At 59.2% G+C, this 15347-nt stretch carries 19 protein-coding genes; 7 read left to right on the forward strand and 12 right to left on the reverse strand.

What is annotated here, in order from left to right; translation table 11 throughout:
• The first annotated feature begins 17 nt into the window (after positions 1-17).
• Positions 18-1307, forward strand: a complete 1290-nt coding sequence (locus AWB67_RS27300) for an MFS transporter (RefSeq protein WP_087659350.1) — start codon at positions 18-20, stop codon at positions 1305-1307.
• Between the two features lie 106 nt (positions 1308-1413).
• Positions 1414-2226, forward strand: a complete 813-nt coding sequence (locus tag AWB67_RS27305) for a hypothetical protein (protein ID WP_087659334.1) — start codon at positions 1414-1416, stop codon at positions 2224-2226.
• Here the strand turns inward: AWB67_RS27305 and AWB67_RS27310 are convergent.
• The 5 genes from AWB67_RS27310 to AWB67_RS27330 all read right to left on the reverse strand — a co-directional run bounded on the left by AWB67_RS27310 (position 2223) and on the right by AWB67_RS27330 (position 5900).
• Complete coding sequence (locus AWB67_RS27310) at positions 2223-2603, reverse strand: hypothetical protein (RefSeq protein ID WP_235025346.1); 381 nt, start codon at positions 2601-2603, stop codon at positions 2223-2225. The genes AWB67_RS27305 and AWB67_RS27310 overlap by 4 nt on opposite strands.
• A gap of 466 nt (positions 2604-3069) precedes the next feature.
• Positions 3070-3780 carry an H-NS family nucleoid-associated regulatory protein gene (locus AWB67_RS27315; protein WP_087659336.1) on the reverse strand — a complete coding sequence of 237 codons (711 nt, stop codon included), beginning with the start codon at positions 3778-3780 and terminating at the stop codon, positions 3070-3072.
• Positions 3781-3989: 209 nt separating this feature from the next.
• Positions 3990-4313: a DUF4148 domain-containing protein gene (locus AWB67_RS27320; protein WP_087659337.1), complete on the reverse strand. Its 324-nt coding sequence runs from the start codon at positions 4311-4313 to the stop codon at positions 3990-3992.
• A 122-nt stretch (positions 4314-4435) separates the two neighbouring features.
• Positions 4436-4876, reverse strand: coding sequence for an SRPBCC family protein (locus AWB67_RS27325; protein WP_087659338.1), 441 nt, complete (start codon positions 4874-4876; stop codon positions 4436-4438).
• A gap of 1 nt (position 4877) precedes the next feature.
• Positions 4878-5900: an aldo/keto reductase gene (locus AWB67_RS27330; protein ID WP_087659339.1), complete on the reverse strand. Its 1023-nt coding sequence runs from the start codon at positions 5898-5900 to the stop codon at positions 4878-4880.
• Between the two features lie 98 nt (positions 5901-5998).
• Here AWB67_RS27330 and AWB67_RS27335 point away from each other — a divergent pair, with 98 nt between their 5' ends.
• Entirely contained in the window at positions 5999-6901 is a 903-nt protein-coding gene (locus AWB67_RS27335; RefSeq protein WP_087659340.1) for a LysR substrate-binding domain-containing protein, read from the forward strand.
• Here AWB67_RS27335 and AWB67_RS27340 read toward each other — a convergent pair.
• Complete coding sequence (locus AWB67_RS27340; RefSeq protein WP_087659341.1) at positions 6898-7476, reverse strand: hypothetical protein; 579 nt, start codon at positions 7474-7476, stop codon at positions 6898-6900. The genes AWB67_RS27335 and AWB67_RS27340 overlap by 4 nt on opposite strands.
• 197 nt (positions 7477-7673) lie before the next feature.
• Here AWB67_RS27340 and AWB67_RS39745 point away from each other — a divergent pair, with 197 nt between their 5' ends.
• Complete coding sequence (locus AWB67_RS39745; protein WP_125477691.1) at positions 7674-7970, forward strand: hypothetical protein; 297 nt, start codon at positions 7674-7676, stop codon at positions 7968-7970.
• A 7-nt stretch (positions 7971-7977) separates the two neighbouring features.
• Here the strand turns inward: AWB67_RS39745 and AWB67_RS27345 are convergent, their stop codons facing one another.
• Positions 7978-8352, reverse strand: a complete 375-nt coding sequence (locus tag AWB67_RS27345; RefSeq protein WP_087659342.1) for a response regulator — start codon at positions 8350-8352, stop codon at positions 7978-7980.
• Between the two features lie 156 nt (positions 8353-8508).
• On the opposite strand from AWB67_RS27345, the gene AWB67_RS27350 reads away from it, so the two are divergent.
• A complete protein-coding gene (locus AWB67_RS27350; RefSeq protein ID WP_235025347.1) occupies positions 8509-8784 on the forward strand; it encodes a hypothetical protein in 276 nt (91 codons plus the stop codon).
• Positions 8785-8800: 16 nt separating this feature from the next.
• Here the strand turns inward: AWB67_RS27350 and AWB67_RS27355 are convergent, their stop codons facing one another.
• The 3 genes from AWB67_RS27355 to AWB67_RS27365 form a co-directional block, all read right to left on the reverse strand.
• Complete coding sequence (locus AWB67_RS27355) at positions 8801-10126, reverse strand: epoxide hydrolase family protein (RefSeq protein ID WP_087659344.1); 1326 nt, start codon at positions 10124-10126, stop codon at positions 8801-8803.
• Positions 10127-10359: 233 nt separating this feature from the next.
• The gene (locus tag AWB67_RS27360) at positions 10360-11289 is read right to left on the reverse strand and encodes an alpha/beta fold hydrolase (RefSeq protein ID WP_087659351.1); all 930 of its coding nucleotides are present in this window, start codon (positions 11287-11289) and stop codon (positions 10360-10362) included.
• Positions 11290-11446: 157 nt separating this feature from the next.
• Complete coding sequence (locus AWB67_RS27365) at positions 11447-11686, reverse strand: hypothetical protein (protein WP_087659345.1); 240 nt, start codon at positions 11684-11686, stop codon at positions 11447-11449.
• Between the two features lie 945 nt (positions 11687-12631).
• Between AWB67_RS27365 and AWB67_RS27370 the strand changes: the two genes are divergently transcribed.
• Together AWB67_RS27370 and AWB67_RS27375 are read left to right on the forward strand one after the other, a co-directional pair.
• Positions 12632-13366 carry a Crp/Fnr family transcriptional regulator gene (locus AWB67_RS27370; protein WP_087659346.1) on the forward strand — a complete coding sequence of 245 codons (735 nt, stop codon included), beginning with the start codon at positions 12632-12634 and terminating at the stop codon, positions 13364-13366.
• A 243-nt stretch (positions 13367-13609) separates the two neighbouring features.
• Complete coding sequence (locus tag AWB67_RS27375; RefSeq protein WP_087659352.1) at positions 13610-13987, forward strand: YybH family protein; 378 nt, start codon at positions 13610-13612, stop codon at positions 13985-13987.
• 49 nt (positions 13988-14036) lie between these two features.
• On the opposite strand, the gene AWB67_RS27380 is transcribed toward AWB67_RS27375, so the two are convergent.
• Together AWB67_RS27380 and AWB67_RS27385 are read right to left on the reverse strand one after the other, a co-directional pair.
• Positions 14037-15092 (reverse strand): NAD(P)-dependent alcohol dehydrogenase, encoded by a 1056-nt coding sequence (locus AWB67_RS27380; protein WP_087659347.1) that lies wholly within the window; start codon positions 15090-15092, stop codon positions 14037-14039.
• A 96-nt stretch (positions 15093-15188) separates the two neighbouring features.
• On the reverse strand, positions 15189-15347 hold a 159-nt coding region (locus AWB67_RS27385; protein WP_125477692.1), incomplete at its 5' end, for a DUF779 domain-containing protein.

Raw genomic sequence — 15347 nt, forward strand, 5'->3', positions numbered from 1 at the left:
CTCTTGCTCCGGGCCGAATCATGCAGAAGAAACCTCTTAGTCTGACGCAGATCGTCGTTGCCACGTCCGCCGGCAACGCGCTGGAATGGTTCGACATCGCGATCTACGCGTTCTTTGCCGTGTACATCGCCAAGCACTTCTTTCCGACCGTCAACGAAACCGCGTCGATGCTTCTGACGTTCGGCTCGTTCGGCGCGTCGTATCTGATTCGTCCGCTGGGCGGCATGGTCCTCGGCGCTTACGCCGACAAGCACGGACGCAAGGCCGCGCTCCTGCTGACGGTCGGCTTGATGATGGTCGGCACCGCGATCATCGCGGTGATCCCGACCTACGCGACGATCGGACTCGCGGCGCCGATCGGCGTGTTCGTCGCGCGCCTGATTCAAGGCTTCTCCGCTGGCGGAGAGTTCGGAGCCTCGACGGCGATGCTGATCGAGCATGCACCCCATCGCCGGGGATTGCTCGCGAGCTGGCAGTTCGCGACGCAAGGCCTGGCGACGCTCATGGCTTCGATTTTCGGGTATGCGCTGGCGAAGTTCATGCCGCCTGCGGAATTGTCGGCTTGGGGCTGGCGGATTCCGTTCTATTTCGGCTTGTTGATCGGACCAGTCGGTTTATATCTGCGCCGATTCCTGGAAGATGCACCGGACTTCACCGAGGCCAGGCACACGACGACGCCCATTCGAGATGTCTTCTCCAAGCAGAAGGTCATGTTGCTCGTATCGATCGGCGCGCTGACCGTCTCGACGGCCGTGAACTACATGCTGCAATACGTGCCGACGTTTGCGATCCGTGAGCTGCACCTCGACCCATCGACAGGCTTCGCTGCCAGCATCCTTGCAGGCGCGATATTGACCGTCGTGACGCCTTTCGCCGGCTATCTGTCCGACCGCATCGGACGCATGAAGCAGATGTCGCTGACCGCGCTGCTGTTTCTCGTCACCGGGTATCCTGCGTTCTCGTATGTGGTGTCGCACGTGACGGTCGGCGGGTTGTTCGTGCTCGTCGGTTGGCTCGCGTTGTTGAAGGCGATCTACTTCGGCGCGCTGCCCGCGTTGATGTCGGAGATCTTTCCGGTGTCGACGCGTGCGACTGGCATGTCGATCGGCTATAACATCGGCGTGACCGTCTTTGGCGGCTTCACTCCAGCGATCATCATCTGGCTTCTCAGCGTCACGGGAAGTAATGCGGCGCCGAGCTTTTACCTGATGCTTACCGCCGTGATCAGTCTCGCCGCGCTGGCTTCGGTAAGCAGGATGCAACGCAAGCCCAGACGGGATTTTCAGGCGGAGCAGAACGCGTATTGATGCATCGATGTTGTTTCAAAGGCCTCCGCATTCGCCGGAGGCCTTTTTCGTTTCGAGCGCTATTCGAAGGAAGAGCCGTATACTTCGACGCTTTAAGGCGACAACCGTGACATCGAACAGTCCAATCACCGTGGTTGCCTACTCGCGCAATGGCCTCGACTTGACGGCCACGTATTTGTCCGACGCGGCATTTGTCGTGCCCGAAATCCTGTCTGCGCAGTTCTCCGACGCCCTTACTCAGTGGAAGGCCCAACTCGCATTCGATAGCGTGCGTGTTCAGCCATCGAGCGTCTTGATTCGAAACGATGCTGTCGAACTCACCGGAGGACCGATTCACTACAGCGAGCTTCGTGCGCTAAAGCAATGCCTCAAGAACCTGCGTCGCGACTCTCCTGATGCGTTCGAACGCCTTCCGGCGGGATACATGTCATCGATCGGTCTCGTGGTGCTCGTGATCTCCGCCGACGGGCTCATGCTCGCAGCACTGCGCGGCGACAAGGTAGCGGTTCACGCAAACGAATGGACGCTCGGCCTGGGCGAGGGCCTGGAGGCAAAGGATTTTCAGGCCGGCACGCTGGAGCCAGCCGTTCTGCGCGCGTTATCGGAGGAACTGCATATCGTCGAAGCCGATGTGCCGGCCGCGGCTTTGAAAGTGCTCGGCCTGATGCACAGCCACGAGACGCTCGATATCACGGTCGTCGCAGTCGCGGATATGCGAGGTGCAGGTCCCGCCTTCGCAGCGTCCGACATTCTTCGTCGCGCAGCAACCGCCGACGATGCGTGGGAGCACGCGCAACTGCTCTTCATCCCGACGGACCGTGAGTCACTCGACAGGACGATCACAGCCAGCGCGCGTGCAGCGGTGCCGGGGATGTACGTCGTCTTCGATATGCTGGCCGGGTATCTGTCGTCGCGCTAGGCCGCGCGCTTCTCTTCATCGATATCGACCGTGCCGAGCCGCGAGAAGATGTCGCAGACGGCGTGCAATTCGGCGTCGTTCTTGATGCAGACCGTGATTGTCGTGTGCCCTTCGTCTTCGATGAGGCCATCGCAGACCATATCGACGGATTCAAACAGGTGGTCGTGGAAATCCACTACGCCGAGGTGCTCGCCGTGACCGGCGTATTCAGCACTGGTCCAATGCTTCTCGTCGATCGACATTTGCAATGCGCTGTTCGACGGTGCACACGCCGTCTCGACGTGAACCCGGTCGGCAACGATGCCTTCCGAATACAACTCTTCCAGTGCCTCACTGACTTTGCCAAACGAACCAAACGTACCGACAATCTCCTGCATCATTCTCGTCTCCCGCTTTCAACTCGCGCTTTTCAAACTCCGTCAGCCGTGATGCTCATCCGCGTGGAAGGCGTCGAAGCGAGCGCACCGGCAATCGCTGCGCGACCCGGACCGACGAATACACAAGGCTCGGCCCGACACCCAGCGGCGGGTAGATGCGCCAATCCTTCCGCCCATGATGAAAGAAATTCAGGGAAAAGAAACCCGACATGAGAGGGGCACGGACACAGACGTACCGGCACCCGCCGAGATAGACCCGGCCGAAGTGCGAGAGGTAGGCGCCACTGTCAGGGTCAAACCATCGGCAGACCTCGCGATGAAGCGGCGATTGATGACGTGCAGGCATAGCTGACCTCGAAACGCACAATCTGATAATTCACATTAACTTTACTCCGTAAGCTGTGAATTTTCAATGAGTTACGCGAGCGAATGGTCGGATTAATCGGTGCGACAACTTGCGGACACCTTACGCCGGTGCGGCAGTGTTCGATGCGGCGGCCGACGCCTTCTTCGGTGCCGACGCCCTGCGAGAAGAAATCTTCTTCGCGACGGCCTTCGTCTTGGCCGATGTCGCCGTCGACTTGCGACTGGCGGATGCTTTTTTAGCAGGCGGCGTCGCGGATGTCTTTGCACGAGTCTTTTTGCTCACGGCACTTCCGTTCAAGGCTGCTTTCGACTTGGTTGCTTTGAGTGAAACGGTCGAGCCTGAGTCGATCAAAAACTTGTTTCGATCCTTCGCTGAAGCGAGCCATGCGGGCGCCGGACCGCGACCGCTCCATGTGGCTCCGGACTTGGGATCGCGATACTTTGCCGGCAGCGGCGTCCGCTTCGCATTTCCTTTAGTCGTGACGCGCTTGAGTTTCGCTGACGGGATACCGGTGCTGTCGATAAGAAACCTCGTTCGATCCTTTACGTCCTTGATCCAGGCTGGTGGTCGTGCATGACCGCTCCATGTCTCGCCGGTTTTGGCATTCCTGTACTTGGGCGGCAGCTTTTCTTTTGTCACGGCTTCGCGCCTGGCTTTTGCCTTTGCTTCGATGTCGGCGGTCGTAAGGCCGTGCTTGAGCATCAACTCTCGAATCTGATCGACTGCTACTTGTGCCTTTCTTGCGATCAGTGCATCGGCTTCTTGCTGCAACTGTTTCAACTTGGCTTGGATTCGTTCTAGTGTCGTCATTTCGACCTCCAATGTGATGGATGGTCGAACTATGACACAGAGTCTTGCGAAGATCTTTTAAATCAAGCACAAGCCTCGATCTTGGAAAAAGCAATTTCTCGACGCATAGAAAAAAAGGCGCCACGCAGAGGAGTCGCATGGCGCCTTAACGCTCTCGCGGTTACAACCGCTTGGAGAACTTTAAGCCGATTGAAGTACGGATTGATTTTTTATTGGCCGCCGGAATAGAGTTTGTTCATATCGGCGGGCGAAGCAGGCCTGATTGCCCCTCCGCCTCCGGATGCCGACGACCCGCTAAGCGCTCCACCGTAGCCGGTGGCATCACCGCTAGCGGCCACACGCGCTTCTGCCGCCTGAATATTCGAAGGATAACTCGGCTCGTCTCCGCTAGCCGGTGAATATCCCGCCATTTCAAGTTGCTTGAGTTCCGTGCGCACTTGCGCTCTTGTCACCGATGATTCCGATTGCGCAAACGACACGAGCGGAGCCGCCAAAACCGACGCGGCCACGACTGCATAGATCAGCGATTTCATGACGGCCTACCTCCAGGCTTGTTTCATTAGCTGGTTACAAACTTTATGTTCCTGAACCAATGATTAAGCATAGGCGACCGTCACACGAAATAATCTCGCATGTCGCTATAGACCGCGAACGGTCAGTTTCCGGCCATATTTCTCGCACCCGCTTGTAACCCTTCTGCAAGCGCCAGCAGTCCCTCCTCGTAGATGCCGTGGAAAAGCCGGACAATCTCGTCCTCGCTGACGCCAACCGGCGAGAAACTGCCGGACCACGTCACGAGCGATCCGTCCGTGCCCGCCACTTCCTGCACGCTGATGGTGGCCAGATAGTCGCGTGCTGGAAACGGCGCCTCCACAATCGAGTAGCTATACGAGCGCCCCTTCTCATCGAACGCTTCAAGACGTTCGATGATGGTATGTCCGTCAGCGGTCTTCAAATGCCGCACCCGACCGCCTTCGCTCAATTCACTGCTAGGAATGAATGGCAGCCAGTCAGGCAGCGAATTGAAACCGCCGATCAATTGCCAGATTTTATCGGCGGTTGCGGGCACTTCGAGCGATGCCGTGGTGTGTGCCAATTCAAACTCCTGTATTCGTGGACGGCAAGGGAGCATCGTTGGCGACGAGTCGCTGTTCGCGCATCTCATGCCAGAACGCGGCGGGAATCGCCTCCGACAACGCGGCAACGTCCTCAGCGATACGCTCGGGCTTGCTGGCGCCTGGAATCACAGCGGCCACGGCAGGGTTCGCAAGCGAAAACTGCAACGCGGCGGCCTTTACGCTCACTTGATGGCGTTGCGCGAGGGCCTTGATGCGCTCGACCTTGGCGAGGATTCCAGGCGAGGCCTTCTGGTATTCGAAGTGCGTGCCGCCAGCAAGCACACCAGAGCTATAGGGACCGCCAACGACGATATCAACCTTCTTCTGGATCGCAGCCGGCATCAGGCGCTGAAGCGCGCGCTCGTGGTCGAGCAGCGTATAGCGACCCGCGAGCAGGAATCCGTCGGGCTGCGCCTCGGACAGATCGAGCGTCAGTTCGCAAGGCTCCACGCGGTTCACGCCAAGACCCCAAGCCTTGATGACGCCTTCATCGCGCAGACGGCTGAGCACGCGAAACGCGCCCTTGCGCGCGGTTTCGAATTGCGCAAGCCATTCGTCGCCGTAGAAGTCCTGCGCGATATCGTGCACCCAGACGATATCGAGCCGATCCGTGTTCAGTCGCTTGAGGCTGTCTTCGATCGAGCGCAGCGTCGCGTCCGCACTGTAGTCGTTGACGAGTTTGTTCGGGCGGCCGAATTCGAACAGGCCCCCTTTCTCGCCGAGGTCACGCGCGGTGGTTTCTTCGACTTCGTCGAGCACGAGCCGCCCCACCTTCGTGCTCAGTACGTAGTCGTCGCGCTTGTGCTTCTGCAGCGCTGCGCCCAAGCGGATTTCCGCTAAGCCCGCGCCATAGAACGGCGCCGTGTCGAAGTAACGTATGCCCTGCTGCCATGCCGCATCGACGGTCGCCTGCGCTTCCGCCTCCGGAATGTTGCGATACATGTTGCCCAGCGGCGCGGTTCCAAATCCCAGCACGCCTTGCAGCTTGTCCTTGATGCCCATCTTGAACTCCTCGTTGATGACCGTGCACGCAGTCTAGATTGCCAAGACAAGTCCGTCCAAGACATAATTGGCCAATATTGTGTCCTGAGAGGTCTCAAGTGCTGGATATCCGTCAACTCCAATATTTCGTTGCGGTTGCTGAGGAGGAACACGTTGGCCGGGCTGCGGAGCGGCTGCACATCTCGCAGTCGCCTCTTAGCCGGCAAATCGCGCAACTCGAGGAGCGCCTTGGCCTGACGCTATTCGAGCGCAGTCAGCAGCGCATTCGCCTCACTTCCGACGGTCGAACGTTTCTTCAGGAAACACGCGCGCTGCTGACACACGCAAATCGCCTGGAGTCGCTCGCGCGCCGGCTGGGCCGTGGTGATGAAGGGGGTCTGTGCATCGGCTATCTGGAAAACGCGATGCATTCGGGTGTGCTGTCCGATGCGCTTCGCATGTTGCGAAAGGATCGGCCTGCCGTGCATGTCGCGCTCTATAACCTGCCGTCGGCCGAGCAGCTGGAAGGGCTGCGTCAACGCAGTCTCGATGTGGCGCTCGTCTGCGAGCCGCCGCTCGACGACGACCCCGACCTCGACCGCGCGCAACTGCTTAACGATCCGATGCTGCTCGCGTTGCCCGATTCGCATCGGCTGGCCGCGACGTCGAAGCTAACGCCTGCTGCGCTCGGCAAGCTCGACTGGATCGCCGTGCAACACAAGGAAAGCGTTCTCAAACACGACAACTTCGTCGCGGCTTGCGCGCGAGCCGGCTTCACGCCAAACATTTCGATGGAAGCGACAGAGCCTTTGACAGCGCTAGGGCTGGTGGCTGCCGGTCTTGGTGTCGCAATGATTCAAAGCAGCCTCCGTCATCAGGCGCCTGCGGGCGTCGTGCTGCGAGAGGTGCCGTGGTTCACCTACCGCACACCGTTGTGGGCAGCGTGGCACAAGATCAACTTGCGGCCGCTCGTCGAGGTTTTCAGACTCACGCTCGTCGGCAACGTGAAAACGAAACGCTAAGGCGACGTCTTGCTGAAGTAAGCGATGTCAACAGGGTCCAGTGCGTAGCCCTTGGCGATCACTTGCTCACTAACTCGGCGATGTGCATCGAGATCGCGCTCATGCGCAGCGACGATCTTCATTCTTGCCACGGGATCGTCGCCTGCCCGTTGCAGCGCCTTCGCATACTCATGCTCCGTATGCCAGTGAGACTGTGCGAAGCTCATCTTGAGCCACTCGGTCGTCGTGAGTCCACGCTGCCACAGCAGTGCAAGGAACTGCGTCATGTCTTCCGACGACAGCGAATAACCGTTGCGATTCGACGAAGGGTCTTCATTCAACACGGTGAAATTGAGCACGGCGACCACCGTATTCACTCTGTCGAGCACGGCGACGCTATCGCCCGCGGTGCGGCCGGTATCGTTGAACGAATCGCATTCGAACGTGCGGCCATAGTGGCGCCGCGTGTAGTCGGTCAACTCCGCGCATGCGCGGATTGCGCTGTCACCCACGGTGTAAAACGGCTCTTCCGCACGACTCGATGACGCGTTCAGCATCGACGCTACCACGATGGCGTTTGCCAGAATTCTAAGCATGATTGGTCTCCAGCCTCTAGCGGCGAGTCTGGGGCTAACGACCATTCTATTCCGTGCGGCAGATAACGAACTCACTACCGCTCTTCGTGGCGCAAAGCGAGACGCTTCGAAGTATGCTTGGGGTCATAGCAGCGTGTGCGCAAGACCACACAACAGACACACAGGCATTCTGCCGGTCATGAAAAAGGGGAACGGTCATGTTTTCTTCGACGACCAACTGGAAGCTGATATCGATCGGCGTTAGCGGTCTTCTTGCGGCATGTAGCGTCACGCCAGCCTCTGCGCCCGCCAAGAAACCCACCGAAGGCGTTGCGAAGGTCCGTGCAGCAACCGAGGCCGCGGTGGCCTCTTCGGACCTGGAGATAGCGAAGGACACTCCGGCCACACGCCATCAATCAACTGTTCAATGCGACACCGTGGGCAACATGTACGTATGCACGGATGGTCAGGCGATTTGCTGGTGGAGCCGCCGTACGGGATACGGCTGCAACTGACAGAAGATTATGGAGCGCTTTGCTCCGCCAGCTTCTTGCCTGAGAGCAGAGACTCGAAGACTTCGAGCGACAGCGGCTTCGAAAGCTGGCCATCGAAGCAGGACATATCGAAGCGCTCGTGGACGTCGTCGTGCGCCGTGAGAGAAAAGATGCGCCGCGAAGCGTACTTCTCCGACGCACGCAGTCGCATGCACAACTCGTGGCCGTTCATGTCGGGCAAACCAATATCCAGAAGAATCAGTTCGAATGCGCCCTCGCCATTGGCCGCGACCAATGCCTCCTTGCCGGTGTAGGCTCGCGTGACTGCATGACCCATGGAGCACGCGACGTCGGCGAGCAAGTCGGTGGTAGTGCGGTAATCGTCGACCACGAGGACTTTCATCAGAAGGTCTCCCAACGCTCAAGGCTAGAGTTTCGCTGCGGGGATTTGCAGTGTAATGCACGATGAGCGTGACCATGCGCGAACGCGATGAATTTCTCGCGTCGCCGCCGACCTGGCCCTAAACTCATAAAGTTCGTCTAACTTTCGACCAATCAAATGCAACGCGCTGAATTCCTCGCAGCAATACGGCAGTTGGCTGCAGCCGCCGAAATAATGGCGAAGTCGGGTCCTTCGGATGGGCGGCTGGATGCGTTTCAACTACTCGCGTTCTTTCGCCGTTACGACAATCCAGTGCTTGCTTCGGAAACGGCAACGACATCCGACGACCGGTTGTTCGCGCTCACCGCGCAAGCTGCGCTCGATATGGCAGGACGCAACGCTTTTGAGGCGTCACATGCACTGCTTGAACAAGCGCGGTCGCTGTTGTCATAAGCGGCTTGACTCGCGTTCACCGCAGCGATCGAAAGCTCACGCGCACCTCTTCAGTGAAAGCGCGCGGCTGTTCCCACGCCGCGAAATGTCCGCCTTTGGGCAAACGGTTGTAGTGAATCAGTTTCGGATACGCCTTCTCTGTCCAGCTACGCGGCGCTGCATAGATCTCATCGGGGAAGACGCTGACGGCGACGGGAATCGCGACATGCTTCGGAGCAAAGAAGTTGAGCTTGTTTTCCCAATACAAACGAGCCGACGAGACCGCCGTGTTCGTCAGCCAATAGAGCGTGATGTTGTCGAGGATGTCGTCGCGCGACAGGCCCTCTGACTGACCATCGAACACGCGTGCGATGAGCGCCTGACTGCTCGCATCGTGGTCGAGTATCCATGCGGCGAGACCGACAGGTGAATCTTCGAGCGCGTAAAGCGTTTGCGGGCGGCCCGCCATCTCCTGCGCGTAGCCAAGCCCGTGCTTGTAGAAGAAGTCGAGTTGATCGTACGCGTGCTTCTCGTCATCCGAGAGACCAGCCGGTGCCGGCTCGCCGGACTTGAGTGCGTTTGCGATGTCGTCGGGAACCGTGGCTGGCATGTTGGTGTGAATGGCGAGTAGTTCCGGCTGCGCCAGCAACGCCATCTGTTCGGTCACAGCGTTCCCCCAATCGCCGCCTTGCGCGACATAGCGCGTGTATCCGAGGCGCTTCATCAACGCGACCCACGCGCGTGCGATGCGAGCGGGATCCCAGCCGGTCGCCGTCGGCTTGCCTGAAAAACCATAGCCCGGCAGCGACGGAATCACGATATCGAACGCGTCCGAAGCGTTGCCGCCATGCCCGGTCGGATTGGTCAACGGATCGATGATCTTCAGTTGCTCTATGATCGAACCGGGCCACCCGTGCGTGACGATAAGCGGTAACGCATTGGGCTGTTTCGAACGAACGTGGATGAAGTGAATATCGAGTCCATCGATCTCGGTCACGAATTGCGGCAGCGCATTCAGCTTCGCTTCGACCTTGCGCCAGTCATAGCTCGATCCCCAATAACGCGCGAGTCTTTGCATCGTCGCGAGCTGCACGCCTTGCGATGCATCCGCTACCGTTTCGCGCTCGGGCCACCGCGTCGCCTTGATGCGGCGTCGCAAGTCGGCGAGTTGCGATTCCGGTACATGCACGCGAAGGGAACGAAGAGCGGTCTTGTCGTTGGCAGCCGGCGGTGCGACTCGAGCGATGGATTGATCGGTGTCTGCAAAAGCGAGCTGGCTCAATGAGCCCGCGACGACGGCCGCCGCAGCCGCACCGATGAATCGGCGGCGCGACGGGGTTTGTGGGAGAGGATCGTTTGACATACAAGCTCCTGTTTGCAAAGTCCCTGGATGGAAGGAGCGATGCAATCCCGAGCAAACGCCTTCTTGATTGCCCATCATCACTGCCTTCGTCGACCGCTAACCCTGGTTTGCGGTGGTTGCAGGCATTATGTACAGGGACGCACTGAGCGTAAACGCCCGCAGAAGCACAACTCTTGTGCTGATCAGGAACAAGAGCAACGTCCCGCGGCGATGCTCGATGCGATAGCGCCTCGTCAGTCGATGAACTTCACGAGCTCCGCGATGGTCTGCGCCGGCGCCTCGTCAAGCAGCCAATGCCCGCTCCCCTTGACGATGACTCCGTGCACATCCGGCGCCACGAGCCGCGCCTGATCGATCAGGAACGTGCCCGAGGCCTTCTCGCCGGCGAGGACGAGCATCGGCATCGGCAGGGGCGTCTTCGCGAAGCCCGCGAAGTCCTGCGCATCCTGGCTGAACGTGTGGAAGTACTCGAAGCCCGCACGCATCCGGCCTGGCTGCGCGTAAGCGGCGGCATAGAGACGGCGGTCGGCCTCGGGCATCGCATGCGAAGGATCGGCCGCGAAATCGTTCCAGAAGTGCTCAAAGTAGATGCGTTCGCGTCCCTGCACCAGCTTCTCCGGGGTGTCGCCGTAGAAGTTGAAGTGCCACTTGTCGCGCAACAGCCAGACCTTCTGCCAGTCGCCGACACCCGGCAGGAACGCATCCATCAGCACGATGCTTTCCACTTCGTCCGGGTACTGCGCGGCGTACGCGTAGGCCACCATCAGGCCGATGTCGTGACCGACGAGCTTCACCTTGCGATAGCCGAGCGCGCGAACCATCGCGTGGATGTCCTGCGCCATCGTTTTCTTGTCGTAGCCGCTTGCAGGCATCGACGAGTTGCCCGCACCCGGCAAATCCGGCGCGATCACGACGTGTCGTCCGTCGAGCTGCTTCATCAGCGGCAGCCACATGTGGCTCGTTTCCGTGTAGCCGTGCAGGAGCACGACGGGCGTACCGTCCGTCCCCGTTACCGCTTCGAGGTAGTTCAATTCGACGCCGTTCACCTTGATCGAATGAGCTTGTATCGACGGGGCCGGCGCAGCTTGCGCGGGTGTATGAAGCGTTGCCGCGAAGAGCAGCGCGGCGCCGACATGCCGCGCGATGCGAGTGATGATGTTCATTGCCTTCTCCGTTGAGATCGTTGTGACGATGAAGGCCATGATGGAGTCGCGCGAAACGTTTGCCGTACGAATTTTCCGGTGAAGTCGTGCGATGGGGTCGAACGTGTTGCGCACAAAAAGCGGCAGCCCCGGCCATCGAGGCTGCTCGGGCGCTTCTCTATTGCAATCGTGGATCGAGCGCCGGATGCCCGGGCGATTGAGGCCACCCCGGCAAATGCAGGTCCTTGAAAACCGAGCCGAACGGATACGGCAGCGAATCGAGCGGCGGAAGCCCGCCCGGGCCGGCAGGCGAATTGCCGGGCTTCGTTATGTACGCGATGCCGCCGCGCACGGCGGACATTGCCTTGTGGTCTATCGTTTCGGCGGCGTGCAAATCGGTGATCTTGAGGGTTTTCATGCTGGTCTCCACGGAGTGAATGGGAAAAGGAGCGACCGTCGGACGCTCGGTTTAACGTTTGCACGCCCCATGCCAATGTCGCGAAATACGGAAAACGTCGAATAACTGGCGCGGCGTGTGCACTCCGGTGATTTCTCCGACGCTTGAGCGCGCTGACTACGATGGCCCAAAAACAACAGCGCACGGCGCAATGTCGGCTGGAAACAGACACTCGGGCCTCAGATGTGGTGAGCATTCATTCGCTAACGGCCGCGCACCCGAGCATGGAAGACGTAGTTCAGTGCGGCTCCCCACCCGCCGTATGTATCGCCACCCGAAGGCCAAAGTCCGCCGGTTGCCAAGAATGCAACGTTTTTCGATTCACGCCCGCGAAGCAAATCGATCGGCGCCGCGGCGATCGAATGAATGACCAATAGCCGTCTATCCGCGCCCCGCCTGCGTCGAGTTCATCCAAAGCGCAAAGTCCTCGCAAGACGCATCGAATCGTCGACCAAATTTGTATCGTTTTTCAAACGCCGTACAAATGCCTTCGCCATCGCACGTTTGGACCCGTCATTCAGCGGACATTTACATGCTGGTCGGGCCTCCAGGCGGGCATTCCGCCGATCAAAGCGTCTGACTGCCTGCTCATACAGATCGCCCCTTTACGAGGCTTGACGGTTCACGAATGCAACAAAACCCGTTCAGCCCGCAGTGTGCGGTGCGGCATATTTCAGACCGATCCATACTGGCATTGGGATTGACGTTACCTGGCACGGTCCTCGCTAAATATGTGGTGCAGCACTCGTTACCGTCGAAGTCAGACCAAGTCAACGACTGTGACCGAGCTGCTTACGGGGCTGGTCAGCAACGCGATCTCGATGGATGCCGTCAGAGCATCGCAAGACGCGGAGTTGACCGGAATAAAAAGTACGGCGCACAGCGCAAAAAGAAGAGAAGAAAAACATGTTGACCCTCAAATCAGATCTGCACGGCAATCATCTGTTGGGCGCGCTTCCGGCGCATGAATGGCAAGCGCTGACGCCTCACCTGGAACTCGTTCAGCTTCGTACCGGCCAGTTGCTGTGCGATTCGGGCCAACGCATTCACCACGTTTATTTCCCGACGACAGCCGTCGTCTCGCTGCTGCATACGATGGAAGACGGCGGCTCGGTGGAAATCGCAGCAGTCGGCCGTGAAGGTATGACGGGCGTTCCGATCCTGACCGGCGGCGATACGATGCCGACTCGCGTACAGGTGCAATGCCCCGGTTTCGCCTATCGCATGAGCGCGAGCGCGCTGCGTGACCAGTTCGAACGCTCGGACTTCCTGCGCCGCCTGATGCTGCTCTATATGCAAGCCCTGCTGACGCAGGTCGCGCAAACCGCCGCGTGCAATCGTCACCATTCGCTGAGCAAGCAGCTGTGCCGCTGGCTTTTGATCGAGATCGACCGTACGCCGTCGGACTCCCTGCAAGTGACGCAACAGATGATTGCCGACATGCTGGGCGTGCGTCGCGAAGGCGTGACGGAAGCGGCGGGCAAGCTGCATGACGACGGGTTGATTCATCACAGCCGCGGCTGCATCAAAGTGCTCGACCGTGCAGGACTCGAAGCACGTGCATGCGAATGCTATGGCATCGTCAAGCGGGAATTCGACCGGATGCTGCCGCGCGTGGCGCAGACCGAGGAAGTAGCGTGAGTCGATTGAGGATGATCACCGGGGAGTGAAGCCGGTCCCTCCCCGGTTGCAAACGATATGCGGTTCACCGCACATACATGCAGCATAAAGTTTTGGTTTCGCGAAACGCTTACGTTAACCTTCCAGATGATGTAGTCGATCGGAGGGGGACGTATGCGTCGCACATTGAAAGCAGCATTCGCTTCAGTCGCAATCTTTGTTGCGCTTTGCAGTATCGAAGCGTCGGCGCTTGCGCAGGGAAGCGTGCGAACTTCGATCGAAGCAAGCAACAAGGTTTTTGAAAAGGCCGTGAGCCGTGGCGATGCGGCCGGCATTGCTTCCACGTATTCCGATAACGCGAAACTTCTTCCGGCCAACGGTCACGTCGTGAGCGGACGGAAGGCGATCACCGAGTATTGGCAGGAAGCAATCCATTCGGGATTCAAAGCCATCAAACTAAGCACAGTCGAACTGGAAGCGCGCGGCGACACGGCGTACGAGGTCGGCAAATGGACCGTTCCCGGCGAAGCAGGCAAGGTGTACGACGCCGGCGACTACATCGTGATCTGGAAGCACGTGAACGGGCATTGGAAAATGCATCGCGATACATGGACGACGAACGCGCCCGCGCCTCGGCAATAGCGGCTTTACGAAAAAAAGTCGCGCGCGTGGCGCGACCCTTTGCGTTCTATCAACCGAGAGAAGCCATGTCGATGACGAAGCGATACTTCACATCGCTCTTGAGCATTCGTTCATAGGCCTCGTTGATCTGGTCGATCCTGATCATCTCGATGTCGGACGTTATGCCGTGCTTGCCACAGAAATCGAGCATCTCCTGCGTCTCAGCAACGCCACCGATCAGCGATCCCGCCAGCGAGCGCCGCTTGAAGATCATGTTCATGACCGACGGCGACGGGTGCGGATGCTCGGGCGCGCCGACGAGCGTCATCGTCCCGTCACGCTTGAGCAGCGCAACGAACTGATCGAGGTCATGCGACGCCGCTACGGTGTTCAGAATGAAGTCGAAGCTGTTCGCGTGCGCGGCCATTTGATCCGGGTCCTTTGAGACTACGACTTCATGCGCTCCAAGCCGCTTGCCATCTTCGATTTTGCCCGGCGAAGTCGTGAACAGCACGACATGCGCGCCCAAGGCAGCCGCGATCTTCACGCCCATGTGCCCGAGCCCGCCGAGCCCCACGATGCCCACCTTGTGGCCCTTCTGCACGTTCCAGTGACGCAGCGGCGAGTACGTCGTGATGCCCGCGCACAAGAGCGGCGCGACGCCCGCGAGTTCGAGGTTTTCCGGTATCTGCAGCGTGAAGGCTTCGTCGACCACGATCGACGATGAATAACCGCCGAACGTCAAGCCGCCCGAGTGCTTGTCGGGCGAGTTGTAGGTTTGCGTGAAGCTCTCGGGGCCTTCGCAGTATTGCTCGAGTCCCTCCTTGCACGCCGCGCAGGTGCGGCACGAATCGACCATGCAGCCGACGCCCGCCAATTGACCCACTTTGAACTTCGTCACCTCCGAACCGACCTCGGACACACGTCCGACGATCTCGTGCCCCGGCACGACCGGATATACGGCGTTGCCCCATTCGTTGCGCACCGTGTGCAAGTCGGAATGGCACACGCCGCAATACAGGATGTCGATGCGTACGTCATGTTCCTTGACGTCGCGTCGCTGGATTTCGAACGGCCCAAGCGGCGACTCGGCTGATTGCGCGGCGTATGAAGATGCTTTCACCATGATGTGGGAATCCTCGAAGAAATCACTAAAGTTGTGCACACGCCATCGACGATGCGCCGTGCCGCCCTTAAACCTGTCCGGCGATCATACAGACAATCAACTTTTCACGTGCTCGACGGGATCCTGTTCGAGCCACGCCCATTCGGTGTCGTCGAAAAGACGCGAGCGCGTCAGAAAACGCAGACCTGTGGGCCGCTCCAGCGAAAACATGCCGCCATTGCCCTTCACGCAATCGATGATCAACTGCGTGTGCTC

This window comes from Caballeronia terrestris (assembly GCF_001544515.1).
Lineage (GTDB): Bacteria > Pseudomonadota > Gammaproteobacteria > Burkholderiales > Burkholderiaceae > Caballeronia > Caballeronia terrestris.